This window comes from Streptomyces sp. CBMA123, assembly GCF_014596465.1.
GTDB lineage: Bacteria > Actinomycetota > Actinomycetes > Streptomycetales > Streptomycetaceae > Kitasatospora.
Window position 1 is genome coordinate 35,721 of record NZ_MECK01000013.1, and the last position, 24,973, is coordinate 60,693.

Sequence of the window (24,973 nt, forward strand, 5' to 3'; positions counted from 1 at the left end):
GCGCCGGGTAATTTCACAGACCGGCGGCAAGTAAAACGCCGGGAATTGCTAACCGAATTCCCCATCCCGCCCTTCCGGGTCCCGGACGCCGACCTTCCTGATAGTGACCCGGATGGAGTAGCGCAACTTTTGTATGAAGACTACGGAATTCGCCTTGGATTGCCGGAACATCAATTCTTCGCACCACCCTGCCCGTCCACACGCCCTGCCATCCGCGCTCGGCGGTGCATTACGTTCCGTCCATGCCGGCGCCCGTCGGCATGAAACGCTTCTTTTCGGAGGGGATTCGGATGGCCCGTTCTCGTCTCGCCGCTGGCATCGTCGCCGTCGTCATCGCAACCGGCGCTGCACTCGCCATCGCCCCAGCGGCCCAGGCCGCGGAAGCCCCCGTGCCCCAGGTGTCGGCCTGTGCCGCCGATCTCGCGGCCGCGCTCGCCAGCAACGCGGCGGCCATCGACGCCGACGTCGCCGGTGACACCGCCGGCGCCAGCGCCTACAACCTCCACACCCTCGTCATCCTGGCCGGAGCGAGGCACGACTGCTCCTGCCAGCACGCCCAAGTCCGCGCGGACATCATCGCTGCGGCGACCGACAGCGTCCACGCGGCGGTGTCCAACTCGGTCGGCGACTCCGCTGCTGCACTGGACAGCGAGGACGCCGTGACGGCCGAGTTGACGGAGGCCCTGGAGATCGTCGAGTACTCCGAGGTGTGAGGTCTCGCGGCGTACGGGTACCCGTTGTCGACCTGCTCGGGTGCAGGGCCCCGGCGGTCGGGCCGCGTCGTGGAGCCGTCCGCTTCACAGGCGCGGCACGACGGCGCCGACGCCGGTCGACAAGGCCTCGGCCTTCGAGGCGGCCGCCGAATTCGGCCCGCCCTTCGGAGACCGCCGTTGCCCGCATGGTCCGCGAAGGCCCGCCGGCGACCGGCGAGGTGGGTGCCGTCCCCACCTCGCCGCACGGCCTCACGACACCGTGCGGACGCGAGGAGTCCCCGGTGAAACCCGGGCTTCGCAGGTGGGGTTCCAGGTCTCCAGCCGGCGTGGGCGGCTTTCGTCGATGCCGAGTAACGCGAGCAGATCGGCCTGGATGCCGCAGATGATGAGGATTGTGGGTGGGTCGGTGGCGGTGCCGTCCGCAGTCGAAGGCTGGAGAGGTGGTAGAAGATCATTCGGCCGGTGGGGCGTACAGCCCGGTTGTCGGGGTAGAGGCCGCGCATCTTCTGGTTGTCCCCGTGGACTTGGCGGACTTGGCGTTCAATCAGGCAGAAAACCGGCAGGGCCACGCAGATCACGGTGATCAGGGCAGTGTGCAGGAACCTGGGGGGCCACAGCGAGGTGGCCCTTGAACTCGCCGAGCGCGAGTGGGTTTGCGCTCCCGCGCGGTGCGCTGCGCGGTGGCGTTGGCGGTGGAGTGCGCCAGGATCCGGCGCAAGACCACCGGCGGCGTAGACATCGTTGGGCTGCAGGGCACGGCGCGACGAACCGGACGCCGGCGGCCAGCAGGGCGGTCACGTTCGGGTAGGAGATCAGTTCGGAGTCGCCGACCATCAGCAGGTCGCGTTGCGCAGACAACTTCCGCAGAGCGGTCATCGCGCCGACCACCTGGGCGACCTCGGCCGCCCCGCCGCTGTAGGCGCGGTGGAACACCGGGATGCCACCCTCGCCGGTGACCGCCGGCCCGGCCTGGATCTGCTTGAGATCCGGGCGCCCGTCCTTCGGGTGCCCGTGCCTGGCCTGCGGATACCCCTCCACCTGCGCCTCGTAATCCCCGTACCCTCGTAATCCCCGTACAGGGAGAGCGAGGTCATGTCCCAGCGCAACTGGGCGCAGTCGATGCCGAACTCGGCGATCGCCTGACCCCCGACCGTGCCGATGATCTGCTCGACGTGCGGCGCGATGGCGTCCAGCGCCCGGCCGAGGTCCAGGCCGCGAAGAAACTCGGCAGAGGCAGGCAGAGCGCCCAGACGCCTCTCCACCACGGGGGCAATGGAGACCTCCATCCGAGGAGGCGCCGCACCCGTGACCGCTCAGAACTGGAACGCGATATCGACACGCCCCATCAACCCCACCCCGGGTACCGGCCAGACCACCACGTCATTACAAAGAAGCATGCGCAGAGGACGGGGTGAAACGGGACCGGCCCGCCCACCGAGTGCGCGGTCGTGGAGCCGCGCGACTGCGGGCGTGACCCGGTGCACGGCCCGCCGATGCATCGGCGTCCTGCTCGTCTCCCGGGGCTTCGCACCCTTGAACCGCGCTGCCGCCCGGGCCCCGCGCCCTTGCCCCGGCCGGTCGACCGGCCACGGACGCCGGCATCCTCCCGCAGACACCCCGGGCACCTGCCTCCGGAGGTGCCTGTCACTGCTGGGGCTGGCGGAACAGGTCCTGCTGCGTGACGCCGTCCGCGAACATGGCGTTCTCACTCAAGCTCGCGAGCAGGTCGAGGACAGCGGCGAGCGGCTGGTATTCCGTGCGGACGGCCGGGCGCTCACCGCACTCCTTCAAGTGCTCCCAGAGCGCGTGGAAGTAGTCCTCCAGCTCCAGACGCGCGTTGAACTGCGCGCTGAGCCCTTCGGAATCGAGGCGACGCAGGCCGTCGCGGTCGAGCCGGGCCACCGAGTTGATGACGCTGTTGACGATCTCACGGCTCTCGATGCCTGAGCTGGACATGGGTTCTCCTCACGATGTGCGCGGTGGAAGACCGGGGCTGACGCTCGATGCGCCGCCCGGCCCGGCTGGATCGCGACCGTCCCGCAACGGTCAGCACGCTGCGGCGCTCTGACCGGACAGCGGGACGGCGGCCCACACCGAGCAGCTGCCGTCCGTACTGAGCCGCACCCCCCAGTCCTGCGAGTAGTCCGCGACGAGCGCCAGACCCCTGCCGTGGTTCTCGTCCGGCGTGGCTCGGCGCAGCTGCGGCAGCGCGGAGGTCTTTCCCTGGTCACGGACCTCCAACAGGAGCTGGTCCGCGGTCCGGCGCAACCAGGCGGTGATGTGCGCGCTGTTGGAGTGTTCGAGGGCATTGGTGACCAGTTCGGAGATCACCAGCAGGACGGCGTCCCGGGTATGGCCGGCCCGAACGCCCTCGGCGTCCAGCCACAGCCCTGCCAGCCGCCGGGAGATCGGTACCGCGCGGACCAGGGACGGCAACCTGAAGGACAGCGGACGGCCTCTGACCAAGTGTCGCAGGACATCTTCGGCGAGAGCTCCTGCCAGCCGTCCATCGATCTCTGCGGTGGTCAGTGGAATCTCCTCCTCGGTGAACGGCGGGACCGCTTCTCGGCTCACGAGCCGAATGCGGCTGCCGGTGCGGTTGCTCGTGGCTTTCGCGTCCCGGTCCACGCCCGGGGCCCGGGGCTCATTCCCTTCGGCGCGCAGCCGGCCGAGTGGAAGTAAATCAGAAATAGATTATTCGCGGGGAGCTATCCGCCGCAAGAAAAGGGGGCGCATTTATGCAATGCAGCGCCTAGTGTGAAGGTAGGAATAGCTCACGCCGTCGATGATCCGGCGAAATGAAACGGCTTGTTTCGTCCCCTCGGGCCCGGATTTGACGGCGAATGGCGGCGGGCCATTGGTCCCGGCAATCAGTGGAGCCTTTTGGGGCAAACTTCCTCCGGGTGCACAAGGGTGGCCGGCGACTCGCTCACGGAAATTCCGCACCGACCTGGCCGAAATCAGCCGTTCCGCATGTGCGCGTCGCGGCCGGGGAAAGCGTCCTGGTGGGGATTGCGCTGCAGGACCGGCCAACCTCGGCCGGAGGACCGGCGCGCCGACGCACGGGCGACGTCGCGAGGCGAAGCCCGCCCCGGCCGTGCGCCGGTCAACCCGACGTCGCACCGACGTTGGAGGCACCGTCGACGAGGGGCGGCCTCCAGTGGCACCGTCACCGCGAGGAGCTGCGCCGCAGGCGCATCCCCGAGAACGATCTCGCCTGAGGAAGTGTTGGGTGATTGATCAACTTCATGGCGTGATCCGCTGGTGGTGATCTTTGCGTCGGGCTGACCGCGAAGATCACCGTCATGTGTGTCGCCTGAAAGCCTTTCTATGACTCGTCGTTGACGGATTCTCAGTGGGCGGTGATCGAGCCGCTGCTGCCGATGCGGGATCCGCGCCGGGCGGGTCGCCGGCTGAAGTTCCCTCGTCGGCTGATAGTCGACACGGTCTTGTCTGTGCTGGTCAGTGGCTGCGCCTGGCGGCTGGTGCCGCACGACCTGGCCCCCTGGGACGCGGCTTGCCGGTGGTTTCGCGTGTGGGCGGCGAACGGCATCTGGGACCGGGTCCACGACGCGCTGCGCGACCGGGCCCGGGTCGCGGACGGCCGGGGCCCGCAGCCCTCGGCGGCGGAGTGCTTCTGCCGGCTCTTGCGGAGACGACCCGACGCGGGCCGGTGCGATGAGACTCGCACCGGCCCGCGGATCCAATTTCCTCGAACGGGGTACGGCAGCGCGCCACTTCAGCGACTAGGCGCAAGCCGGAAGCGCTGGCAGACACCGCAGCTGCTTACCCCCGGAGAGGATGGGTGACCCACCCGGTTCGGATGCACCCAGTTACTCATCAGGCCGAAATAGCCGCAATCCCCCGACCGGTCGATTCACCCGTACGGTCGAGCGCGCCGGAAGTACAAAACGCTTGTGCGACCGGACCGGAAGCCCTTCCGTAGGAACTTTTCATATCCCGATCCGTCCGCTCGGAAATTTGGACACCATATCCGGAGGCGACTGCCCGTTGATCGCGGAATACCACGTGCGGGAACCGGCCGGGATCAAACGGCGGCGATCACGGCACAATGACCGCAGGCTCGATCGGAATGGCAGGAGCCGGACCCGGGGTGAGGATCCCGTCGGGCTGTCCCCGCCCCCGCGTCGGCCTCTGGCGCCGACGGGCAACCGGCGGACCATCGGAGAGGTGGACCCGGCGGGGGGTTCCGCGGTGGCGTCTCGCAGGCACGGCCGCGCTGCGGCGGCCGTGCCGGTCTTCCCCGCATCGGGTCGGCCGTCCCCCCGCGGAGCGGGATCGGACGCCGCTACGGCTTCCGGGGGCGCGTCACGGGGCCCGGTCCCATGTCCGGGCACCTGGCCGACGTTTCTCCGACCGGCGGCCTCGTGAGTGGAGGCCCCGGTGGCGCCCCGCCGGTGGCGAGCGGCGTCGGCGGGGCGGGCCGTCGGCAGAGCCTCGCCACCCTGGGCACAGGTCCGCTCCCGCTCGAGCCGGCGAGCAACGAGCCGCCGGCGAAGGATTGTTCCTTCCGACTCGTCACCCCCTGCCGCCGACCGGTCGGCGGGTCCGCTCGCACCGGGCGCGACCCGCATCGTGAGCGGGTCTGTCGAGGGTGGCGCGTGGCCGGACGGCTCCCACTGTTCCCGAAGCCGGCGGCAGGCGGCAGCGGCGGCGGCGGGACCGCAGGAACGGCAGGTTTCGGGATCGTCGGCGTCGCGGGCGACCAGGGGCCCGCGGCAGAGCGCGCACTCAGGGCTTCGGACCGGCCTGCTCCCGGTGACCGTCTCGCTCGCCCGGTCGACGACCTTGATCAGCCAGGGCAGCGGGGAGACCACCGAGGACCACGGCACGGCGCCGACCGGCTCCCTGCGGCGCGCGAACTCCCACGCCGACTCAAGGGCTTCGAGGACCACCGCACCGTGGATATCGGGGGATGTGCCGTAGTCGGCGAATGTTGCGACGATGTGCTGAGCGAGAAGGTCGAGCTGCCGCTCGGTCAGCCGGTCCGCCAGTTGCCTCGGCAGGCGGCTCAGGGCCGACGACGCGGCTTGCCGGCCCCATCGCTTCTGCTCGTCGGTCACCGACCGGATCGTCTTCCGGTCGGTCTGCCGTCCGTCGCGCCTTGCCGGGCCTGCTGCGTCCCCATCGGTTCCCGCCGCGTGGTCTCGCGCGCGGGTGCGCACGGTTGCCGGTTCGCGGGACGGACAACCGCCCACGACCGCAGGCGTGTTCAGCAGGTCATGTTGGGAGGATCGTGTTTCTGCCACCGAATAGGGGGTGGCCAGTGTCACCGGAGCGGGGGGATCGGCTGTCACCGAACCGGCGGCCTCCCGGCAAGGGTCGAGCGAGTCGCCGTGACGGGAATCCGGTCCGGTGGCGAGGACCCCAACACCGTCGCCCGCGGACCCGCCCGCGGATCGCGGCGCGGGGACGTGCCCGCTCGGGAGGGACTCCGGCTGCCCGTTCGGTACGCGCAAGGGCACGGGATGGACGACGTATCTGTACGCCCTCCTCCCGCCGGCTCGTCGGCTCACCCACCCCTGGGCCAGGAGTTCGGCCACCGCTTCACGGGCCGTTGCCTCCTTCATCCCGCACTCGCGCGCGATCCGCACGACGGGAGTCGGTTCGGGGAAGTGCTGCCGCAGGGTGAGCAGGGCATAGACCTTGAACCGGGTGCCGGCCAGAGACGCCCGGGCGTACGAGCCGACGCACACGGTCAGCTCGTCGTCGGCAGGCGGACGGACGCGTCGGTTCATGGTTCCGGTGGCAGGATTCCGAGTCGCTCGAACCAGGTCCTTGGCCTTCGCTCTGGCGATCAGACGGTTGACACCGCCCCGTGACAGCCCGAGCTGCCGCCCGAGGGTCTCGTCGGCAGCGAAGCAGAATCCCGACTTCCAGCCGTAGTCCTGCACCAGCGTCACGACCCGGATCAGGTCGCCGGTCAAGTCCCTGTCACTGAGCCACACCGCCGGGAACCGGGTGGCGGGCAGGCCGTCCCGCCCAGGGCCCTGGGCCCGCCCGCGAGCAGGCCCGGGGCCCTGGGCCCGCTCCGTGCACGCAGCGCCCGAGTACGGCGGGCTCACGGAGCACCGCCGAAAGCCCGACGCCCGCCCGCTTCGCTGCCCGGCCCGCCCGGCCGCCCGTCGACGCCCGGATCGGTCGACGGGCGACACGCCAGCCGTCCCGAAGGCGCCGAGACGACCCTTTCCCCGGCCGGCTCCATTCGAGCGGTGGTCACTCGCGCTCGAGATCCCGTTTGGGGAGGTCCTTTGAGGTTTCGCTCATTCAGATGCCTGCGTCCTCCCCAGGGAAGGACGGAACGGCGGATCACGACATGGGCGGGGAGCGGCTGGCAGATTCTGATTCGGTGATGCAAAATGGCAGTGCCTACTTACGGACGTGTGAGAAGGCAACAGCCCGTCAGGACACAGGTTCTCGCCTGATCCCGAGTGTGCGGACGGGCCGAGGCAGCGGTGAGTTTCCGTCGTCGAATCGGGCATGTGGTCGGCGACGACGGATACAGGGCGTTCAGACACCGAGGCATGTGATTGGTGCACAGACGGTGAAGGTCCGGTGGTGCGGACCAAGCCGTCTCCGTGCTGCTAGGTCACGTCAAAAGCTCCCCGCAGGGGGGCACGGTGATTGAAGAGGGTCGAATGAACGAGCAGAAGCGATCACAAGTGGTCGCTTCTGCCTGACGTGGTTTCGAGTCCTGGCGCCCTAGGGGTGATCTGGAACAGCGATGTCGCACCGGCTGCACCCGATCAGCCGTCCGGACTCACCGGACTCACCGAAGTCCGGACGGCTGATCCACGACTGAACCAAGTCTCGACCAAGAGTACTCCTCCCATCACAGAGTGTGAATACCTCTCGTGTACGACTCATCGCAGGGGCCCACTGGACCCGGCCACAGGCAGTAGTTCGTTCGAGTCGGCAAGAACGAACAGCTCGAACGCTTGGCAGTGGGGTTCGATCATCCGCCCGGAGCGTTACGCGTGACGGCGACGGCAGGACGCCGACGGCCATGATGCGGCATCCAGCGGTCCTGTCACCAGTCACCCGAAACGGGAAACGTGCAACCGGCCATTTCACGCACGCAATCCGAGCGTCTGTTAATCGGATGACCGAATCGGAAAGGGGCGCAGCGGCGGCCGTCCGGCCGACCGAAGGCCGGCTACCGAGCGGCTCCGCGCGCGGGTGCACCCCGCTGGGGAGAATTGCAAAGCATCCGGCACCGTTCGAGGCCCTCCCGCCATGAAAGAGGGGAAGCCGAGCGAGCGGACGGGGTCGCGCTCGCTTCGACCGTCCCCATCCGAGGCCAGCCGCAAGAACGCCGCACGCTCGGCAAGGAGCTCGGCGGCCTGGGTAAAAGCTCCGAGCGCCGGCAGCCTGAGCATATTTCAGGACACCCGGATGCCGTACATTTCCCGGCGATTAGCCCATCGTTGTCGGGGCATGAGTCCAACAACAGTCAAGCCGCGTCCTCCATTGCCGCTGGAGCGGGACCGGATCTGCAGTGTCGGTGACAACTGGCTATTCGTTCCGGACCGGACCAATCCCGCGGGCGACCTGGAAATCGGTTATCTCGTGAAGAACGGCGAACGCGTGGTGCTGACGCATTGCTCACGCCAGCTGGCCGAACTCTTCCGCATCCTGCGCCGACTCGAGTTCGAGTTCTCGACGCGGCTGCAACGATCAGAGGAATAAACGGGCTGATTGAGAGCGCCGGCCGCGATCCACGATGACGCATACAGGAGGACTGCTTTGTACGAGTCGACGGACATCGATTTCAGCCCCTACTACACGCCTGGATTCAACCCCGACGACGGGGTCATACACAACCGCTCACTCTGGCCGTCCGCCGGGCAGCTGTCCGCCGACCTGTCCTATCCGGTCGTCAACGGCTGGGCCGATCCGGGGATGCTTCCGCATTCTTCGAACGCGGAAGCGGTCGAGGAGGAGGCCGGCCTGCCGGCCATGGGGTTCCACCCCCAGTTGATCGCCGCCCGCCGGGAGCATCGCGCCCGCCCGGCACGCCGCCGACCCGACATCCTCGGATCCGTCATCGGATTCCTGACGCTGACGATCGTCACTGCGGTCTGCATCCTCGGTTGGATGATCTCCTACCACCCGCTGCGGGACGTGGCCCTTTCGCAGCTGCCGAGGGGTCTGTCCCAGTACTGGCCGGTCGTCGTCTACGGACCGTGGATGGTCGCCTCCCTCTCCGTTCTGCGTGCCGCGCTGGGAGGGCGCAGGATGGCGAACTCCTGGACGGTCATCATGGTATTCGCGGGCATCGCCAGCCTCCTGTGCATCATCAACACACCCTGCACGATGCCCGAGGCCGTCGTCGCGGGGCTTCCGCCGGTGACGGCTGTGGTGTCCTTGCAGCAGCTGGTGCGCCAGCTGCTCGTCGCCCGACAGGAGCCCCAGGAGGACCGTCGGCAGAAACCCTCGCACCGGGCATCTCGGTAGCACATGAACAACACGGCGCCTGCATTCTCCGCCCGTCCGTGCGGGAATCCGAAGATTCTCTTTCAGGGTCATCGCCGCGCGCATGGCGATGATCGGCAGGAAGCGGCCGCGACCGATCCGGGAATCCCCGGCGTCCCCGCCCCGACCGGCAGCCCGACCGCGAGTGATTGACGCGCGCTGGCACTCCCCTTCTCTGCCAGGAGGGGCGCCGCACTGTTCCAGGTCGGCACGCCACTGGATGCGGGCGGCGTCCGGCCGTTGCTCCAGATCGAGCACTGTCCCGGCTGCACCGTTCCCGATTTCGGTCCGGCAGCGACCACGGTTCACATGCCAGGCCCACCAAGCACGCTCTCACACCAACCTGCCGCCGATCCGCTGCCCACGCGGGACCCCACGATCGCTGCGCCCTCCTTCCTCCCCGCCCACGTTGCTGCTCGCTGGGCAACGGATCGGGCATGCCGAACCGAGCGCCCCTGGCGAGGCGGGTCACATCAGATTGGCCCAATAGGGTGAATCGTCCACCTTTCGGGTGACCTCACGTTTGGCGCGGGTAACTACGGAATGCGTGCGACGGGCTGCAGACCGTAGCCGCACCCGGGCGCTGAACTCATACGGCCGGTAACCATGCTCCGACGGAATTGAAAGGAACGAGACTCATGCTCCTCACTCTGCTCGGTAACATCGTGGCCTTCCTCGGCTGGCTGCTCTAGCGGTTGTCGACCCACCCGGCGGCGAGCCGGCCCCGTCCACGCGTTCGGTGACGGGGCCGGACTCACCAAGAGTCCGCCGCGACTCCGAGATGTCCGGTCACTGACGCCATCCCATGCCGCACGCCGGCCGGGCCTCGCCAACCGCGGCAAGCCGGCCCTGGTCGCGCAACGGCACCGTGACGGCCTCTCCGGGCGAGCGCGACCCCTCGGCCGCACAGGCCCTCGACAGCCCGGGACCGGCCTTCACCTCCACCGGCAGCGGGAACAGTTCCACAACCGGAAGAAGCCGGCGTCGCGTGCGGGCTGTTCGGGCGATCCCGTACGACCGACTCTTGTCACTCATTTGATGGTTTGTGTCACTTTGAGCAGTAGAACCGGTGGTCGCCCCCGTCGGCCTCTCCCCGCGGGGGGGGGTAGCACTGACCCCGGACGGAGGACGCGCCTCTGTCGCGAACCGGGCGTCGAACACCATCAGCGTGATCGACACCGCCACCACCACCGCCACTGGCAGCATCCCGGTCGGCAACGGCCCCGTCTGCGTCGCGGTCACCCCTGCCGGGAACCGGCTGTACGTGACGGACAACATCGACAACGCCGTCAGCGTGATCGCCCTGACGCTCGTGTCCGACCACGGCACCACCGCTGGTGGCACCATCGTGACCCCCCGAGGTCACGACCTGGCCGCAGCCACCTCGGTGCGCTTCGACGCCCGAACGGCCACCATCGAGTCCGCCACCGATACCACCGTCACCATCCCCGCCGTCCCGTCCCCCGGCCCAATCCCCGCCACCGTCATCACCCCGGCGGCAGCGCCGGCGGCCTGACCTTCGTCCACCTGGACATCCCCACCGTGAGTGGCGCCAGCCCCGCCTCCGGACCCACCGGGGTGGCCGCCGTCACCCTTACCGGAAACCACCTGGCCACCACCCAGGAGCCCACCTTCGACGGCACGCCCGCACGGTTCACCGTCGCCTCCGACCAGATGATCACCGCCACCGCCCCACCCCGCTGCCGACATCACCATCACCGTCACCACCCTCGGCGGCAGCACCAGCGACACCTGTACCTACCTCGACGCCCCGCCATCTGACCCTGCCGCCGACCCGGCCCGTCCCCGGGACGCGTCGCACGCCTGCGAGCCCCATGGCGGGGGTGACCAAGAGGACATCGACGCCCTGCTCGACGGCGTAACCCCGGTATGGCACGCCGCGGCAGATGCCGGCCGCGGCGTGCTCGGCGCGCACTTCATCCCCTGACGCGTTGGCACGGAGCGGAATCCGACGGGTCCCGCTGTGCACTGCGGGACCCGTGGTTACCGTTCGCGCTGGTCAGCCCGTCGAATGGCGACAACAGGCCCGCCCGGCAGACGTGATGCGCCCGGCTACCCCCGCTGCTGCGGGGAGAATCCGCCCCGTAGACCTTCCCCAACCCCATCCCGGGCTGATCCCCGCTCAGGCGGGGAGCACCACGGCAGAGGGCCGCGAGGCGACCGCGCAGCCCGGCAGCCGCCCTCCTACGCATCCGCCGTCGGCCGTACCAGCAGCAGTCCCGCGCTGTAGGAGCGGGCGCGGCCGACGCCGGTGGCGATGGTGCCGGTAAAGGCATGCGGGTCGGTGACGGTGAGGGTGCCCTTGATCTCGGCGGTCATCAGCTGGTCCTGGACCGAGGAGGCCGGGACCCGGCCTTCGTGATGCGGGCGCCGCCCGCTGCGTAAAGGCCCATCTCTCACTTCCTGCTGGGAGTCGGTTGTGCCAGCGTGATGCTCGCTCCCGGCGGTGCCTGCCGTCTCCTCCTCTCGAGCACCTGCCTGTCCGCGCGTCTTGAGCGGTGGTCACTGAGGGAGCGCAAGTCCCCCTCCCGGGGGCCAGCCCCCGGACCCCCGCTGGGGACTTCGGGTCCCCAGACCCCTTACGCTGCCGCAGTCCACTCCGTCCTCAGCCGGATGACACCGCCGCCAAGGCGGTGTCATCCGGCTTCCGGGCGGTGCTCCCTTGCCCCTGGCCCAAGTGGTTGCTCCAGTCAGTGGTGAATCAACTGGCTGGGCGCTCCCGCCTACCAAAAACGGTCCCGAGTGGCTGCTCAGTGGTTGCTGTAGAGACGAGCCACTGAATGCGCGCCGCCCGAGGGGGAGGCTGACCAGCACATCGCTCAGGTGACCCGGGAGCTGGGAGGCCGTTCGCGGCCGAGCAGCGGTATGCAACGGCGGGTTGCCCCGGGCTCCTGGTGCGGTGAGCACGCAGTGGCCTGGAGCCGGATGGCCAAGCACCCTGAGAGGTGCTCACGTCGCTGGCGTCGTTCAGTTGCAGAAGAGGCAGAAGAGCGCAGTAGGGCGTTGACCTGCGGAAATACCTTTCGAAGCCACGATCGCCAGATCTGCTACCCCGATCGAGGGGCTGCCAAGGCTGTCCATAGGACCGCGGTGAAGTGACCACAACCTCGTGGTGACCAGATCAAGAGATCTGGAAACCACGATCGTACGATCGTGATTCAGTGCCGAAAAATACATCTGCGGATGCCCTTGGAGGGCGGCGCGATACGAGGTCGTGAGCGCCCCCTGAAGTTGACTCAGTGACGTTTCGGTCATGTACTTTTAGGCCATCTGATCCGCTGTGGCCGACCGCGGCAGGGTCCAGGACCTATGCCCGAGGAAGGAGGGGACCACGTGGCTGCCGCCGCACGGCGTCGACGCGCGCCAGCAGACGAGAACGGGGAACTTCTCCCCTTTGCTCCGTTCGCGTTCTACTCCGGACACGCGAACGTCGACAAGGAACGCGTCCGCGCCATCTGCCGCAGCAACAAGTTCACCCCGGGCGAGAAGTTCATGGTCCTCTGGTGGATCGGAACGTCGCCAGAGGGCATGGAGCCCGTGGTGATGACGGGGGCGGACATCGGCAAGGAAGTCGGCATGACGGCGGATGCCATCGGCCGGATCAGCCGCAAGCTCCTCAAACACCGGATCTTGGTCGCGGTGGGTACGTTCGGGAACTCGAAGTTGTACCGGATTACGCCCTACATCGCGTTCCACGGTCCGGGCTACGATCAGCGTGAAGCGGTGAAGCGCTTCAACCCCCCAGACATTCCTGGGTTGGCCCCGAGAATTCGAGAGTGGTGGGAGGACCGATGAGCACTCAGACGGTTGCGCTGCATGGGAGCAGGAGCATGTCGTTCGGGGAGCTGCTGAGGCGAACCCACAACCTGACCGCGAATCAGCGCCTGATGGTCGTGCTCTACAGCGATCCGGAGCTCGTCGGCCGGAACGGGGTGATCGAGCAGTCCGCAAAGGACCTGGCGGGCATTCTGGGATGGGCGCCGACCATGTTCTCTCGCATCCGGCAGCAGCTCGTTGATGCCGGATGGCTGGAGCAGTCCGGCGGGCGAGCCCAGGTGAAGTTCTTCCGACTGACGCCGACAGCCCACGGGCAGACGCGAGCGCTTCGGCTCGTGGACTGAACGCTGCAGGACGTGCGAGGGGTTGTTGATCCACTGCGGATCAACAACCCCTCACACTTATGAACGTTTCGGCATGGAACCACGACCGACCGATCGTGGCTCCGTGCCGTGGAGTGCAGCAGCCCCGGAACAGCGGGGCACTTATGAACTTATCGGCAGGGAGCCACGACCCACCGATCGTGGTCGTGATAGCCACCTCGGTGCCCAGGCGGGCCTCGGCAATATGTATGTTTCGGCATGGAACCACGACCGACCGATCGTGGCTTCGTGCCGTGGAGTGCAGCAGCCCTGGGCCTGGCCTGACGACTACGCCCAGGTGCCAACAACGAAGGACTCGAGGCGGGGGGCCTGGAGGGCGACGCGCTCGTCGGCGCGGATGGTGATGACGCCGTTTTCGAAGTTGAGGCCGTTCTCGTTGGAGACGGTGACGGAGTCGGCCTCGTCACCGGGGTGAGCCCACGGCCTGACCGATCCGCCGTCCAGGCCCGGCCCGCCCACGTCGGCGGGCCGGGCCTCCCTCTTCCCGGAGGCCCCGATGACGCGCGCCGCACTCGGCCCGCACTCGCACCCGCTCACCCCGGCCGACCTGCCGCCCGGCACAGCCTGGTGGAGCTCCTGCCCGGACTGCCGCTCCCCGATCCAGGGCGGCCCGCTCGGACTGCGCGCCCACCGCCGCACCGCCCACCGCCCTGACCGCAGTTTTATACACGAGGCGTTCACGTTCCTCGGGTACACGTTCCGTGCCAGGAAGAACCGGAGCCGGCGAGGGAACGTGTTCCTCTCGTTCGAGCCCGGGATCAGCAGGGAGGCCCTGACCAGGATCGGGCGGGAGGTGCGGTCTTGGCACCTGCACACCCGGACCGGATCCTCCTTCGTCCAGCTCGCCCGGCGGATCAACCCGGTGGTGGCGGGCTGGATCAACTACTACGGCCGGTTCCGGTGGTGCGAGTTGGAACCCTTCGTGATGCGCATCAACGCCTACCTGGTGCGCTGGATCCGCAACAAGTACAAGCGGTTCGCGGGCAAGCGCAAGGCCCTGGCGAAGATGCAGGAGATCGCTCGGCGATACCCCCGCATGTTCGCGCAGTGGCGCATCAGCGTGTGCGCCGTGGTGGTCTGACGATCAGAGCGGCACGAGCCGTGTAACGGGAGACTGTTACGCACGGTTCTGTGAGGGCCGGGGGGTGAGATTCCCCCCGGCTGCTCGGCGGCACGGTTGCCGCGGGACGAGTAGGCCTTGTCTCCGGCGACCGCGCCAGGTCGGGTGCGAGGACGGCCGACCGGCACCCGGACCCGGACCTTCTCCAGCACGGGGATGAACTGCGGGCTGTCCGCGGCCTGGCCGTCAGTCAGGCTGAACACCAGCGGGCGGCACTTGCGCTCACCGGCAACGTGGATCTTGCTGGTCTGCCCACCCCTGGAGCGCCCGAGCAGAGCTTCCTTCAGCCGGAACTTGCGCCGGCGCCGGATGCGTCGCCGTTCTTCCCGTTTCGGGTCACCTGAGGTATCCCGCCCGTCTTGTTCCTCCGAGCCTCCCCCTTTTGCCGGGCCTTCTCAGCCTCCTCGGCAGCCTTCTCCAGGGCGGCCATGGTGTCGGAATCGAGGTGCATTCCGGCGGCATCGTGGTGAGCCCGCACAGTCGTGCAGTCCACGCTGACCAGGGACAAGTCCACCTCGCCGCGCTTCGCGGCTTCCGCGATCACGCCCTCCATCAGGGCTTCGAAGACACCGGCGTCCCTCCACTGCCGGAACCGATTGGAGACGGTCGACCAAGCACCGAACTCCTTCGGCATCTCCCGCCACTGCCCGCCCGTCCGGAATCGCCAGATCACGCCCTCGAACTGCTGCCGCAGCCGCTCCGGGTACGGGCCGTACTCGCCGATCGGCAAGTACGGCTCAATCAACACCCACTCCGCATCCGTCAGTTGCTCTCGCGTCACACACCACGGTCCACTGCTTCGACTGCCTCGAGGACGACTCGGTCCTGGTCGGCGGCCAGGCCCCTCCGGCGATGCGCCCTGTCGGGCGGTGCGGCCGCGGTACGCGGGGAAGTGGTCGTCGTGGCCGGGTGGACAGCACGTGCGGGGTCGTTCGCGGGTAGCGCGCTCGGCCGTTCGGGTGAGAAGCAGGCCTTTCGATGGCTACCTTCTGTAGCTCTGTGGGTTACTCGTAGTGATTGCACCCGGTGGGCCGCCCATCCCTTGCCGGGGGAATGCGTTGGACCTCAGGAGACACGTGCTCCCGGTCCGACAGCCGTCGGGCGCCCCCGGTCAGGAGCCAACGTCATGTCGACTGTCGTGAACGCGACGGCCGTGGGACGTCGGCGGTCCCCGCTTGATCGGAGGGGACATCATGACCTCAGCGACTGACCGCCTGCCGGCAGGACCGGCGGCGAAGGACGCGATCCTGCCGGGCGGGGCGGGCCCACCGGAATCGCGGTCACCCCGAACGCTCTCTCCTCCTGGGTGAGCGACAACGGCGCGAACACGGGGGCGTCATGACGCCCCCGGCAGGCCGTCAGCCCGGACCAAGGACCCACCGGAGGCGGTGCCGGGGTCTTTGCCATCGCACTGTCGTCTCCGACACAGCAGTCGCCTTCACCGCGCCCGCCCGGACTTCCGGGCCCCGCAGACCCGACCACCACCACAGGCACCATCCACGCCCCCAGCGACTACACCTACCTCACCGCACCCACCGTGTGGACGGGCACCCACGGGTGGCCGCCGGACGGATCCGGCGGTCAGAACCGGCCCGGCGAGAACCTCGACGAACGAGGCCGTGGCACCACACCGATACCCGTGACAGCCACACCGCCCGGCCGGCGCACGGACGTTCAACCCCCGCGCCCCCGACGGACGCAAGCCGGATGTCCGAACAGGTGCGACCAGACCACACCAGAGGGCTCGAGCCACCACGAGCCCAAGTCGCAGCACACCTCGACCCGTTCCCGGACACGCCGCACGCGGCCCCGTGAACGATCCACTCAACACCAGGGAGAAGCAATGAACCACAGCAAGCTGGCGATCCGCACGCTGGGCGCTCTCGGGGCGGCCGCCCTCACGGTCACAGGCCTGGCGGCCACCCCGGCAGCCGCGCAGACGTTCGTCCCGTGCACCACCGCCGCGCTGGCGACCGCCATCACCAACGCGAACACCTCCGGTGACACGCTCGCCCTGGCCCCGGGCTGCATCTACACCCTGACCACCCCGCTGCCGGACATCCAGAACACGATCGTCATCAAGGGTGACGGCGCCACCATCACCCGTGGCCCGGCCGCGCCGGCCTTCCGCATCCTCACGGTCGACTCGACGGGAAACCTGGACCTTCGCGACGCGATCATCGCCAACGGTGACGCGACGGGAGACTTCGGGGGCGGCATCCGCAACGACGGAACCCTCACTGTCAGGCGCAGCCTCATCCGCGACAACCACGCCGACTTCTCCGGCGGGATCGGCGGCAACACCGGATCCACCACGAACGTTGAGCACAGCCTCATCACTGCCAACAGCGCGCTCTACAACGGTGGCGGTCTGGGCAACGACGGCACCATGACCATCGACAAGAGCACCGTCGTCAACAACAACGCGCTCGAGCTGGGCGGCGGAGTGGCCAACGACGGTACGTTGAACATCTCGCAGAGCAACGTCTACGACAACTCGGCATCCGGGCCCGCGGGTGCGGGCGGCGGTATCGCCAACTTCGGCGCTGCCGGCACCACCACGCTCACCCGGAGCAAGGTCACCAGCAACGTCGCGACCAACGCCCCCGGAGGCGTCTTCAACAACGGCGGCAGCGTCACGCTCGACTTCACCGCCGTGCTCGCCAACAACCCGACCAACTGCTTCGGCAGCCCCACCGCGGTCCCCGGCTGCGTGGCCTGACCCGCCGGGCCCGCTGTCCGCAGCCTCCACACCCGACGGCGGCCAAGTCCTTGGCCGCCGTCATCGACCACCGCCCGGTCTCTGACGCTGCCGACGACCGAGTGCCGACCCCGCCGACGCGATCACCCCGCTGCGTCTGCTTCTCGCACGGAACCCGGGTGCCCGGTAGCACCGCAGCCACGCTACGACGCGGCCTCACCGCCCCGTCGACGCCCTGCCCGACGAGACAGGCGACCAGTCTCGGGAGGAAAGCGCCGGCCAGGGTGGCCCTTCGTGTCTGCGGCACCGCAAGAGGGGAGCTGCCCTGAGGACACGCCCCGTCATCCTGGAGTCCGATGATGCCCGTTGACCATGCTCGATCCCGCAGGTCGCGGATCGTGATCGCCGTAGCGCTGACGATCTCGGCGGCGGCCGTTCTCGCAGTCTCTTCGTGCACTTCCTCCGGCGGAACCGCGGAACCGGTGGTGACGATCTCGCCTTCCACACCCGAGGGGACATCGGCACCGGCAGCGACCTCGCCCGCCGTGACGGTGCCTCCGGTGCACGCCGGGTTCGACTACCAGATCGGCGGGCCGTACCAGCCACCGGCCGGTGTGTCCGTCGTCAGCCGCGACCACGGGGCGTCCCCGGCACCGGGGATCTACAACATCTGCTATGTCAACGGCTTCCAGGCCCAGCCGGACGCAGAGCAGGAATGGGACCGGGACCTCCCGCTCCGGGACCGGGCCGGCAACGTCGTCCACGACACCACCTGGAACGAGGCGCTGCTGGACATCAGCACGGACACCAAGCGGCAGCGGATCGCTCTGAAGGTGGACGGCTGGATCGACGAGTGTGCCACCAAGGGCTTCAACGCCGTCGAGCCGGACAACTACGACAGCTACACACGCTCGGCCGAACTGCTGAGCGCGGCCGACGCCGAGGCGTACCAGTCCCTACTCGTCGCGCACGCCCACGGACGAGGCCTTGCCATCGCCCAGAAGAACGCGGCGGAGCTGGCCCCGGACCGGCAGCAACTGGGCCTCGACTTCGCGGTGGTGGAACAGTGCGGCACGTACGGCGAGTGCGACCGGTACATCGACGCGTTCGGCGACAGCGTAATCGACATCGAGTACGACGAGCAGGGCCTCCAGGTGGCGTGCACGACCTGGGGGACCCACATCAGCATCGTGCGACGCGACCTCGACGTCGTTCCACCAGGCGACGCCGGCTACCTGCGCCAGACCTGCTGAACCGGCCACCTGTTTCTGGAGTGGCACTGGGCAAGTTCGAGGACAGCCTGCCCGAGCACGGGCACCTCAAGGACCGCCTACAACGACGACGGCCTGACGATCATCGTGAGCCCGCCGCCCGGGAACCCGACGCGGGACGCGAGCATGCCCTTCCCGATCGACGAACCGGGCCAGGGCGACCAGGCCCTGCTGGAACCGGTCCGTGCGGGACACCTTGGGCTTCGCCTCGACGGCCTGCTTCGCGGCCACCAGCTCCTGGTCCTCCTCGATGCCGATCGCCGTCAGCAGGTCCCGGTGGTCTGCCTCCAGGCCGGGCCAGCCAGCCCACTGCGCCTGTACCCGGCGTCCGAGCTGCTCACCCTCGAACACCGTGTCCAGCGGCAGCTGCGCCCAGTCGACCCGTCCTTCGGGCTCCAGCCACCACCGCCGGGCGGTGGTGTAGGTGCGCTGCCAGGTGATGGCCAGGTGGGGCACCAGAAGGGGTCGATCTCCTCCAGCGGGGCCCGGCGAGCTGGTGAACGGCGACAACGAGGGCGCGGCCGCCGACCTCGCCGACGCCCTGCAGGAGTTCGCCGACCTCGCCGCCGCGCCCAGCGCCGGCGCCAACGTCTGGCTGACCATCGGCACCCCGACCAAATCGAACAACGCACCGTCCGACTCCCCGCCAGCGTCGCCGACTGGATCACCGAACTGCTTCGCGACGAGACCCAGACGCTGGCAGCCCGGGCCGCCGACCTCGGGCAGGACGACGACCAGGGCGCCGATGTCGAACCGGCGCGGTGGTGACCGGCACCCCCGATCGCCCGCGCGGACAGAGAACTGGTCGGTGGCCCGCCCGACGGGTTGTTGCTGGACGTCACCGGCTGGGACACCGAGCAGCTCGCCGACGGCGCCGCGCTGATCACCGAGATCGGCCGGTACGGCGCCGACGGCCGCGCCCACTACGAACCGAGGCCGAACACCACAGGGCGGTCAGTCCCGAAGGTCCTCTGAGTGGGGGCCCTGGACCATGTTGGTCATGCCTCCTTAATGCCCTGGACGAGTCGCTGATGTTCCTTCAGCCGCCCCGGAGCATGACCCCGGCACGCAGGGGTAAGCGCCTGGCGATCGTGTGCCGGTGCGCCACCCACGAGGCCCTGGACACCCATGGCGGGAAGCGGCAGGTGGACGGCCCCCGTCGGATCCAGGTCACCCCAGGCCGGCTGGACGGTGGTCCGGTCCTGTGCGGGGTCTGCGGACAGGACTTCATCCCGGAGGACTGACCCGCCCTCGGCGAGGGAGCCCAGCCGTGTGACGTACTGATCTACCGCGACCTGACGGCGGGTTCGAGAGCGCACCGGACCACTGCGGCCGTCAGCCGTCAGCCGTCAGCCGTCAGCGGTCAGCGGTCAGCGGTCAGCCGCCATTCGCCAGCCGTCAGTCGTCGGCGTCCGGAGCCCGGTCCGGCTGTCCCGTGTGCCACGACAGCTCGATCTCCAGTTCCATCTTGCCGTCCCCCAGCTCGACCTCGATCTCGGTGTGCAGCTCGTCCGGGATCCACAGCGTCAGCTTTCCGGGCCCGAGCTCCAGCTCGGCCCGGCCACCGCGCCTGAGCGCGGCCGCCAGCGCCTCGAGCTGATCGGCGGCCTCGGTGCGTGACAGCGTGCGCTTCTGTTCGAACTCAAGGTCCTTCACGGATGTCTCCCGGGTCGGTGACAACAGCACGTAGGGCCCATTCTCACGCCGCTGGCCGCCGGGCCAGGCCACACAGGCCCAGGGTGCCCGCTTCCGGAGCCCTGCTGCGCCACCGCACCGACCGCCCGCCCCCGGCTGAGAGGGCCTTTTTTGCCCGTCGCCCTGGTGTCGGTCGAAAGCTGGGCCAGGCCCCGCTCGGCGCGATGGCGCGCACACCGAACGGGAATCGACGACTCCCAACCTGCCCCTCCGCCGTCGCCGCCACCCGGCCGCGCCCACCGCGCTCGTGCCCGCCGCTCCGGTCCGCGCCGGATGGCCGCCGGCCCCAGCCCGACCTGGTGGCGGCGCGTGCTGCCGGACCTGGTCAAGCGAGCACCTGACCCCGGGCGGGGTGGTCGTCCGCACCACCTGGCACGAGCAGGCCCCGACTGGTCGTCGACCTCACAGGCCTCACCTTCTGCGACTCCATCGGCCTCAACGCGCTCCTCAGAACCCGGATCGCCGCCCGCGCCGCCGGCATCGCGTTCGTGCTCGCTGTACCCACCCCGCAGATCCGCCGACTGCTGGAGATCACCGGCGCCGATGATGTGCTCACCGTCCGCGACAGCGCCCGCGCCGCCCTGGCCGGCACCTGGTGAGGTCGGCGGCCGATGGACAGGCCCGGGCGTTACGCGGTGACCCGGCCCGCCCGGCGGTCACCGGCCGCCCCACCGGTGAGCCCGCCGTCGCGGGCGCGCTCGGGGAGCTCGCCGTCCCTGAACGCGGACGGCACCGAAGGCGCGTCCGGCGGGGGCACCGCAGTGAACGCCGAAGCCGCAGCGCATGCGAAGCGGCGCGCCGGAGTGCCCCGGGTGCCGGGGGCGGTTCAGCCGCCGCCCCCCATGCCTCCCTGCGCGGCGATCATGGTCAGGTTCAGTCCGTTCACCGCGCGGGCCAGGCCCGGGGCCGGGGCGGCGAGCCGGTGGGTGAGCGCGTGGATCCGCTCGGCGTGCCGCCTGCGGTCCTGCCGGGTCAGTACCAGCCGCAGGTGTCCGTGGGCGGCCAGCGCGGCGAGGGCGGCGTCGGCGAACGGCGCTGCGGCGACGGGTGCGTTGCCGCGGACCAGCTCGGCCACCCGCGCCTGGAGGTCGAGGGCCTCACGCGGGTCCTGCACCGTCACCGGGCGCCGCGGGGCGACCGGGCCGTAGGGGTCGCGGTCCACCACGGTCACCGCGCCCAGTGCCGCCAGGCGTTCCTCGGCGGCCTCCAGGGTGTCGTCGCGCCCGCGCCGGATCCACGCCTTCCAGGTGCGCGGGGCCGTGCCCACGTCGGCGATCAGGGCGTCCAGGACAGGGTCCCCGGTGGCGGCGCCGGACACGACCTTCACCCGGCCCGCCGTGTCCTCGCCGAGGGCGCCGCGGTGGGCGAGTTCGGCCAGGGCGGCGGCGCGCAGAAGGAAGCCGGCCCGGGGGCGGTCCTGCAGCCGCTGGGCCGCAGTGTCGAAGGCCAGCAGGTAGACGTCCAGATGCAGTCCTCGGCTCATGGCTCCGACCATACGGCGTACGGGCGGGTCCGCCGTCGGCCCGTGGGAGGGCCCGTCCTCCGTCCGCGGGAGTACGCGCCCTGGTCGCGCGGGGGCAGGCGGGGAGCGCCGCCGGGCCGGGGGTGCAGCGCCGGTGCCCCGAGCGCCTCGTCCCCCAGTGCCCCCGCGGCGCCCGCGCTCCTGGAAGCCGACGATCCGCAGGAAGGTCCCGGTGTCGTCCGCGTGGTTGCTGCCGCTCACGCCGAAGGTGCGGCGGTCAGGGCCCACCGCCGGGATGTCGGAAGGCCGCCACTCGCGGGTGACGGCCTTCCGCTGCCTTCTCGGGGCCCCGGCAGCGTACCGCCGGCCTCGGACACCGGCCTGGAACCCCCGACTACGCCGCCGCTTTCTCAACCGGGTCGTCGGCGTGTCCGGCTACGGGCCTCGACCCGGTCCTCGACCGGCAGGCCTGCCCAGTACTCGTCGAAATATCCCGTTGCCGGGTGCGACCGGACCCGGCGCTCCCCGGCCGCCACCGTCACGCCCAGTTCTCCGCCGGTGTTGGTCCTGGATTTCGGCGCGCTGGCTGCTAGAGGCCGCCGGTGTTGAGCAGGCGGTTGGGAGAGGTCTTACTGACGGCGGCTAGGACATTCTTGGTGGACTGTTCGGCCAGCCAGAGCCGGACGGTGGTGGTGCTGGCTTCGGGGTGGAGCTGCTTGTAGAGGGCGGCCACGCCGGCGACGTGGGGGGCGGCCTGGGACGTGCCGCTTTGGACTGTGCTGCCGCCGCCGAGTTTGGCAGAGGTGATGTCTCCTCCGGGGGCGTACATCCATACGCACGGGCCGAAGTTGCTGCTGTCTCGCTCGGTGTCGTCGATGTTGGTGGAGCCGATGGCCATGCTGCGTTCTGCGCTGGCGGGGGAGCGGTCGCAGGCGTCGGTGGCTCCGTTGCCGGCTGACACGGTGGGCGGGATGCCTTGTTCGGCGAGTCTGTTGGCGGCCTCGTTGATCAATTGTGAGGCGGGGGCGCCGATGGAGATGTTTGTGACGGCGGGTTGTTGGCCGTGCAGGGCGACCCAGTCCATTCCGGCGATCAGGTCCGCGGAGTCGCCGGCGTTGCTGCAGTCGAGGACGCGCACGGCGATCAGGTTGACCTTCGGGGCGACGCCGTACGTCGTTCCGCCGACGATGCCGGCGACATGGGTGCCGTGGCCATGGCAGTCCTGGCCGTTGCGACCGTCGGGGATCGCGTCGAAGCCCGGTTCGGCGCGGCCTTTGAATTCGGGATGAGAGAAGTCGATGCCGCTGTCGATGATGTAGGCGTTCACCCCCGCTCCGGTCGCGGTGGTGGTGTATTGGCCGTCGAGGGGAAGCTTGCGCTGGTCGATGCGGTCCAGGCCCCAGCTGGCCGCCGCTGCCCGGATTCCGCGCGGCTCCGTGTCGGAGGGGTCCGCGCGGACGACAGAGACTTCTTCGACCGCCCGCACCCCCGGATACCGGCGCACGCTCTCCACCTGCGCCGGGGTGAGGGTCGCGGAGAAGCCGTTCAACACGCGGGTGAAGGTCTTCTCCGCGGCGATGTCCGGCAGGGAGCGGGTGACGGTGATGGGGGAAGTGCTGTTGTCGAGGGCGACGATGTAGCGGCCCGGGACCGCCTCCTCCGAGCGCAGGAGCGGGGCGGTGACCGGCGTACTCGTACCCGCCGAGGCGGGGGTGGCGACGGACGGCCCGGTGACGATTAGAGCCAGCGGGCAGGACGAACAGAACGGGACGCGCCGGCGCGCAGCAGGGTCTGCCACAGCAGCTGGAACAGCTCGTCGTCCATCGGGGGCGAGGGAAGGCGGCGTCGCCCACCTCTCCCACCCTTCACAAGGCTGGCGGTCGTTGGTCGTCCCCACCCGGTCCGTGAACGCCCCGGCCGGCTGAGGAGCACACCAGACCCGGTGGCGACAGGTCGGCCCGTTGTGGCGAGGCGGGGGCTCCGCTGGTCAGCCTGCCGGAGCACACGGGCTCCGTACGGAGTGAAGGGAGCACTGGGGCGGCGCGCAGCAGCCGACGCGCGCCGCCGGGGGTGGTCGGACGGGCCGGGTGCAGTCATTCGCGCAGCCCTCGCCGCACCCGCCGGCGGAGTCGGCCGGTGGGGGTGAGTTCGAGGAACTCCACCTCGGCCCGCGGCTCAGGGCACACGAACCGCACCTCGATGCCGCGCGGCAGCGGCGAGATGGGAGTGGACAGGCAGCGCAGCACAGCGGGTCTCGGCGAGGATGACCCGGTTCCACTCGGGGTCAGGGTCAGCCCTCCGGCAGGAGACTGCAGCCGGAGGAGTCCATCGACCAACGCAGGTCGTAGTCGCGGTGGTCCGCCCAGGGCGCGGCCAGCCTCAGCAGCACATCCCACAGCACCCGGGCGCGCTCCTTCGCCTTCTCGCTGACTGGCGGGTGCGGCACGCTTCCCGCGCAGTCGGCGGCGGCGCGCAGTGCCGCCGCGATCCGCTCGGAGCTCTCGTCGCCGAAGTGCGCCCACCCTCGGCACCGACCGGGTCCTCTTCATCAGCTTCTTGAAGAAACGCCTGGCCGCGGCGGTGTCCCGTCGGCTCTGCACGAGGATGTCGAGCACGTTCCCATCGGCGTCCACCGCCCGCCACAGGTACTTCCGCTCACCGTTGATCTTGACGAAGACCTCGTCCAGGTGCCACTTGTCGCCAGGCCTCGGGTGCCGGCGGCGCAGGGCGTTGGCGTAGGACTGACCGAACTTCAGGCACCAGCGGCGCACGCTCTCGTACGAGACGATCACGCCGCGTTCGAGCATCAGCTCCTCGGCCTCGCGAAAGCTGAGCGGGAAGCGGAAGTACAGCCACACGCAGTGCGAGATGACCTCCACCGGGTACCGGTGGCCCCCTGTATGACGGCAGCGTGGTCGTCACGAGTGATCCCCTCCCGACAGGTCCAATCCCGAGATCATCCCGCACCCGCCAGCCAACGTGACAATGCCTCCGTCGGAAGTCCGGCGCCAGCACCGTCGGAGCGAACCCCTCCCGCCAGTGCGGCACCGCCGACCCGGGAACCGCTGCGGCGACCGGCCCCGGCCGCTCACCGTCCACCACGGCCCGTGGCACTTCCCCGCCTCCGGGAGACTCCGCCAGGGCCTCGCCCACGGTCTCGCGGGTGATCACGAACCGCTCCCACACCGCCTCGACCTCCCGCAGCTCGACCTGAAAGGGCCTCCACCCGCTGCCGGGCGGCGCGTTCGCGTTCCTCAACAACCCCATCACTGACGGCATCCCGGCACCTCCACCGAAGAGACGGCACGGCGCCTCACCCTTGCCGCCGAAACAC

25 protein-coding genes and 2 pseudogenes are annotated in these 24,973 nt (G+C 69.6%); 14 read left to right on the plus strand and 13 right to left on the minus strand.

All coding sequences use genetic code 11. The features are described 5' to 3' along the window. Window positions 1-290: 290 nt before the first annotated feature. On the plus strand, window positions 291-713 hold the full coding sequence (locus tag BG452_RS03425) for a hypothetical protein (protein WP_188302624.1): 423 nt from the start codon (window positions 291-293) through the stop codon (window positions 711-713). A 540-nt stretch (window positions 714-1,253) separates the two neighbouring features. On the opposite strand, the gene BG452_RS03430 is transcribed toward BG452_RS03425, so the two are convergent. From BG452_RS03430 to BG452_RS03440, 3 genes are all read right to left on the minus strand, one after another. Next, the gene (locus tag BG452_RS03430) at window positions 1,254-1,751 is read right to left on the minus strand and encodes a hypothetical protein (RefSeq protein WP_188302625.1); all 498 of its coding nucleotides are present in this window, start codon (window positions 1,749-1,751) and stop codon (window positions 1,254-1,256) included. Window positions 1,752-2,357: 606 nt separating this feature from the next. Then, window positions 2,358-2,669 carry a hypothetical protein gene (locus BG452_RS03435; protein ID WP_188302626.1) on the minus strand — a complete coding sequence of 104 codons (312 nt, stop codon included), beginning with the start codon at window positions 2,667-2,669 and terminating at the stop codon, window positions 2,358-2,360. Window positions 2,670-2,759: 90 nt separating this feature from the next. Then, complete coding sequence (locus tag BG452_RS03440) at window positions 2,760-3,287, minus strand: ATP-binding protein (RefSeq protein ID WP_188302627.1); 528 nt, start codon at window positions 3,285-3,287, stop codon at window positions 2,760-2,762. Window positions 3,288-4,054: 767 nt separating this feature from the next. Here BG452_RS03440 and BG452_RS03445 point away from each other — a divergent pair. After that, window positions 4,055-4,342, plus strand: a pseudogene (locus BG452_RS03445) (transposase); the annotation flags it as partial. 324 nt (window positions 4,343-4,666) lie between these two features. Here BG452_RS03445 and BG452_RS03450 read toward each other — a convergent pair. Then, window positions 4,667-6,661: a MarR family transcriptional regulator gene (locus BG452_RS03450; RefSeq protein ID WP_188302628.1), complete on the minus strand. Its 1,995-nt coding sequence runs from the start codon at window positions 6,659-6,661 to the stop codon at window positions 4,667-4,669. 1,468 nt (window positions 6,662-8,129) lie between these two features. Here BG452_RS03450 and BG452_RS03455 point away from each other — a divergent pair. Beyond that, complete coding sequence (locus tag BG452_RS03455) at window positions 8,130-8,423, plus strand: hypothetical protein (RefSeq protein ID WP_188302629.1); 294 nt, start codon at window positions 8,130-8,132, stop codon at window positions 8,421-8,423. A gap of 57 nt (window positions 8,424-8,480) precedes the next feature. Then, window positions 8,481-9,191, plus strand: coding sequence for a DUF2637 domain-containing protein (locus BG452_RS03460; RefSeq protein ID WP_188302630.1), 711 nt, complete (start codon window positions 8,481-8,483; stop codon window positions 9,189-9,191). Window positions 9,192-9,998: 807 nt separating this feature from the next. On the opposite strand, the gene BG452_RS03465 is transcribed toward BG452_RS03460, so the two are convergent. Further along, on the minus strand, window positions 9,999-10,244 hold the full coding sequence (locus BG452_RS03465) for a hypothetical protein (protein WP_188302631.1): 246 nt from the start codon (window positions 10,242-10,244) through the stop codon (window positions 9,999-10,001). A gap of 34 nt (window positions 10,245-10,278) precedes the next feature. Between BG452_RS03465 and BG452_RS03470 the strand changes: the two genes are divergently transcribed. Together BG452_RS03470 and BG452_RS03475 are read left to right on the plus strand one after the other, a co-directional pair. Beyond that, window positions 10,279-10,725: a YncE family protein gene (locus tag BG452_RS03470; RefSeq protein WP_188302632.1), complete on the plus strand. Its 447-nt coding sequence runs from the start codon at window positions 10,279-10,281 to the stop codon at window positions 10,723-10,725. Window positions 10,726-10,751: 26 nt separating this feature from the next. Then, window positions 10,752-10,991 (plus strand): IPT/TIG domain-containing protein, encoded by a 240-nt coding sequence (locus tag BG452_RS03475; protein ID WP_188302633.1) that lies wholly within the window; start codon window positions 10,752-10,754, stop codon window positions 10,989-10,991. Window positions 10,992-11,414: 423 nt separating this feature from the next. Here BG452_RS03475 and BG452_RS03480 read toward each other — a convergent pair whose 3' ends face one another. After that, entirely contained in the window at window positions 11,415-11,630 is a 216-nt protein-coding gene (locus BG452_RS03480; RefSeq protein WP_317620882.1) for a type I-E CRISPR-associated protein Cas6/Cse3/CasE, read from the minus strand. Between the two features lie 933 nt (window positions 11,631-12,563). Here BG452_RS03480 and BG452_RS03485 point away from each other — a divergent pair. After that, window positions 12,564-13,025 (plus strand): MarR family transcriptional regulator, encoded by a 462-nt coding sequence (locus BG452_RS03485; protein WP_317620883.1) that lies wholly within the window; start codon window positions 12,564-12,566, stop codon window positions 13,023-13,025. Continuing rightward, the gene (locus tag BG452_RS03490) at window positions 13,022-13,351 is read left to right on the plus strand and encodes a replication initiation protein, RepL2 (protein ID WP_188302636.1); all 330 of its coding nucleotides are present in this window, start codon (window positions 13,022-13,024) and stop codon (window positions 13,349-13,351) included. Before BG452_RS03485 ends, BG452_RS03490 begins: the two co-directional genes overlap by 4 nt. A gap of 306 nt (window positions 13,352-13,657) precedes the next feature. Here the strand turns inward: BG452_RS03490 and BG452_RS03495 are convergent, their stop codons facing one another. Beyond that, window positions 13,658-13,849 carry a hypothetical protein gene (locus BG452_RS03495; protein WP_188302664.1) on the minus strand — a complete coding sequence of 64 codons (192 nt, stop codon included), beginning with the start codon at window positions 13,847-13,849 and terminating at the stop codon, window positions 13,658-13,660. A gap of 37 nt (window positions 13,850-13,886) precedes the next feature. On the opposite strand from BG452_RS03495, the gene BG452_RS03500 reads away from it, so the two are divergent. Then, on the plus strand, window positions 13,887-14,471 hold the full coding sequence (locus BG452_RS03500) for a group II intron maturase-specific domain-containing protein (protein ID WP_188302637.1): 585 nt from the start codon (window positions 13,887-13,889) through the stop codon (window positions 14,469-14,471). Window positions 14,472-14,559: 88 nt separating this feature from the next. Here the strand turns inward: BG452_RS03500 and BG452_RS03505 are convergent. Beyond that, window positions 14,560-15,291, minus strand: a pseudogene (locus tag BG452_RS03505) (IS5 family transposase); the annotation flags it as partial. Between the two features lie 1,062 nt (window positions 15,292-16,353). Here BG452_RS03505 and BG452_RS03510 point away from each other — a divergent pair. Both BG452_RS03510 and BG452_RS03515 read left to right on the plus strand, forming a co-directional pair. Beyond that, window positions 16,354-17,232, plus strand: a complete 879-nt coding sequence (locus BG452_RS03510; RefSeq protein ID WP_188302638.1) for a hypothetical protein — start codon at window positions 16,354-16,356, stop codon at window positions 17,230-17,232. A gap of 338 nt (window positions 17,233-17,570) precedes the next feature. Further along, window positions 17,571-18,464, plus strand: a complete 894-nt coding sequence (locus tag BG452_RS03515; protein WP_188302639.1) for an endo alpha-1,4 polygalactosaminidase — start codon at window positions 17,571-17,573, stop codon at window positions 18,462-18,464. Window positions 18,465-18,530: 66 nt separating this feature from the next. Here the strand turns inward: BG452_RS03515 and BG452_RS03520 are convergent, their stop codons facing one another. Beyond that, window positions 18,531-18,938, minus strand: a complete 408-nt coding sequence (locus tag BG452_RS03520; RefSeq protein ID WP_188302640.1) for a hypothetical protein — start codon at window positions 18,936-18,938, stop codon at window positions 18,531-18,533. A 324-nt stretch (window positions 18,939-19,262) separates the two neighbouring features. On the opposite strand from BG452_RS03520, the gene BG452_RS03525 reads away from it, so the two are divergent. After that, window positions 19,263-19,457, plus strand: coding sequence for a hypothetical protein (locus BG452_RS03525; RefSeq protein ID WP_411292875.1), 195 nt, complete (start codon window positions 19,263-19,265; stop codon window positions 19,455-19,457). 80 nt (window positions 19,458-19,537) lie between these two features. Beyond that, window positions 19,538-19,726 (plus strand): hypothetical protein, encoded by a 189-nt coding sequence (locus tag BG452_RS03530; protein WP_188302641.1) that lies wholly within the window; start codon window positions 19,538-19,540, stop codon window positions 19,724-19,726. A 154-nt stretch (window positions 19,727-19,880) separates the two neighbouring features. Here BG452_RS03530 and BG452_RS03535 read toward each other — a convergent pair whose 3' ends face one another. Next, window positions 19,881-20,138 (minus strand): amphi-Trp domain-containing protein, encoded by a 258-nt coding sequence (locus BG452_RS03535; RefSeq protein WP_188302642.1) that lies wholly within the window; start codon window positions 20,136-20,138, stop codon window positions 19,881-19,883. A gap of 428 nt (window positions 20,139-20,566) precedes the next feature. Between BG452_RS03535 and BG452_RS03540 the strand changes: the two genes are divergently transcribed. Then, window positions 20,567-20,776 (plus strand): STAS domain-containing protein, encoded by a 210-nt coding sequence (locus tag BG452_RS03540; protein ID WP_188302663.1) that lies wholly within the window; start codon window positions 20,567-20,569, stop codon window positions 20,774-20,776. 227 nt (window positions 20,777-21,003) lie between these two features. Here BG452_RS03540 and BG452_RS03545 read toward each other — a convergent pair whose 3' ends face one another. The 3 genes from BG452_RS03545 to BG452_RS45255 form a co-directional block, all read right to left on the minus strand. Then, window positions 21,004-21,660 carry a GPP34 family phosphoprotein gene (locus tag BG452_RS03545; RefSeq protein ID WP_188302643.1) on the minus strand — a complete coding sequence of 219 codons (657 nt, stop codon included), beginning with the start codon at window positions 21,658-21,660 and terminating at the stop codon, window positions 21,004-21,006. Window positions 21,661-22,228: 568 nt separating this feature from the next. Then, the gene (locus BG452_RS03550; protein ID WP_188302644.1) at window positions 22,229-23,437 is read right to left on the minus strand and encodes a S8 family peptidase; all 1,209 of its coding nucleotides are present in this window, start codon (window positions 23,435-23,437) and stop codon (window positions 22,229-22,231) included. Window positions 23,438-23,732: 295 nt separating this feature from the next. Next, window positions 23,733-24,518 carry an IS6 family transposase gene (locus tag BG452_RS45255; protein WP_317620884.1) on the minus strand — a complete coding sequence of 262 codons (786 nt, stop codon included), beginning with the start codon at window positions 24,516-24,518 and terminating at the stop codon, window positions 23,733-23,735. Window positions 24,519-24,973 lie beyond the last annotated feature (455 nt).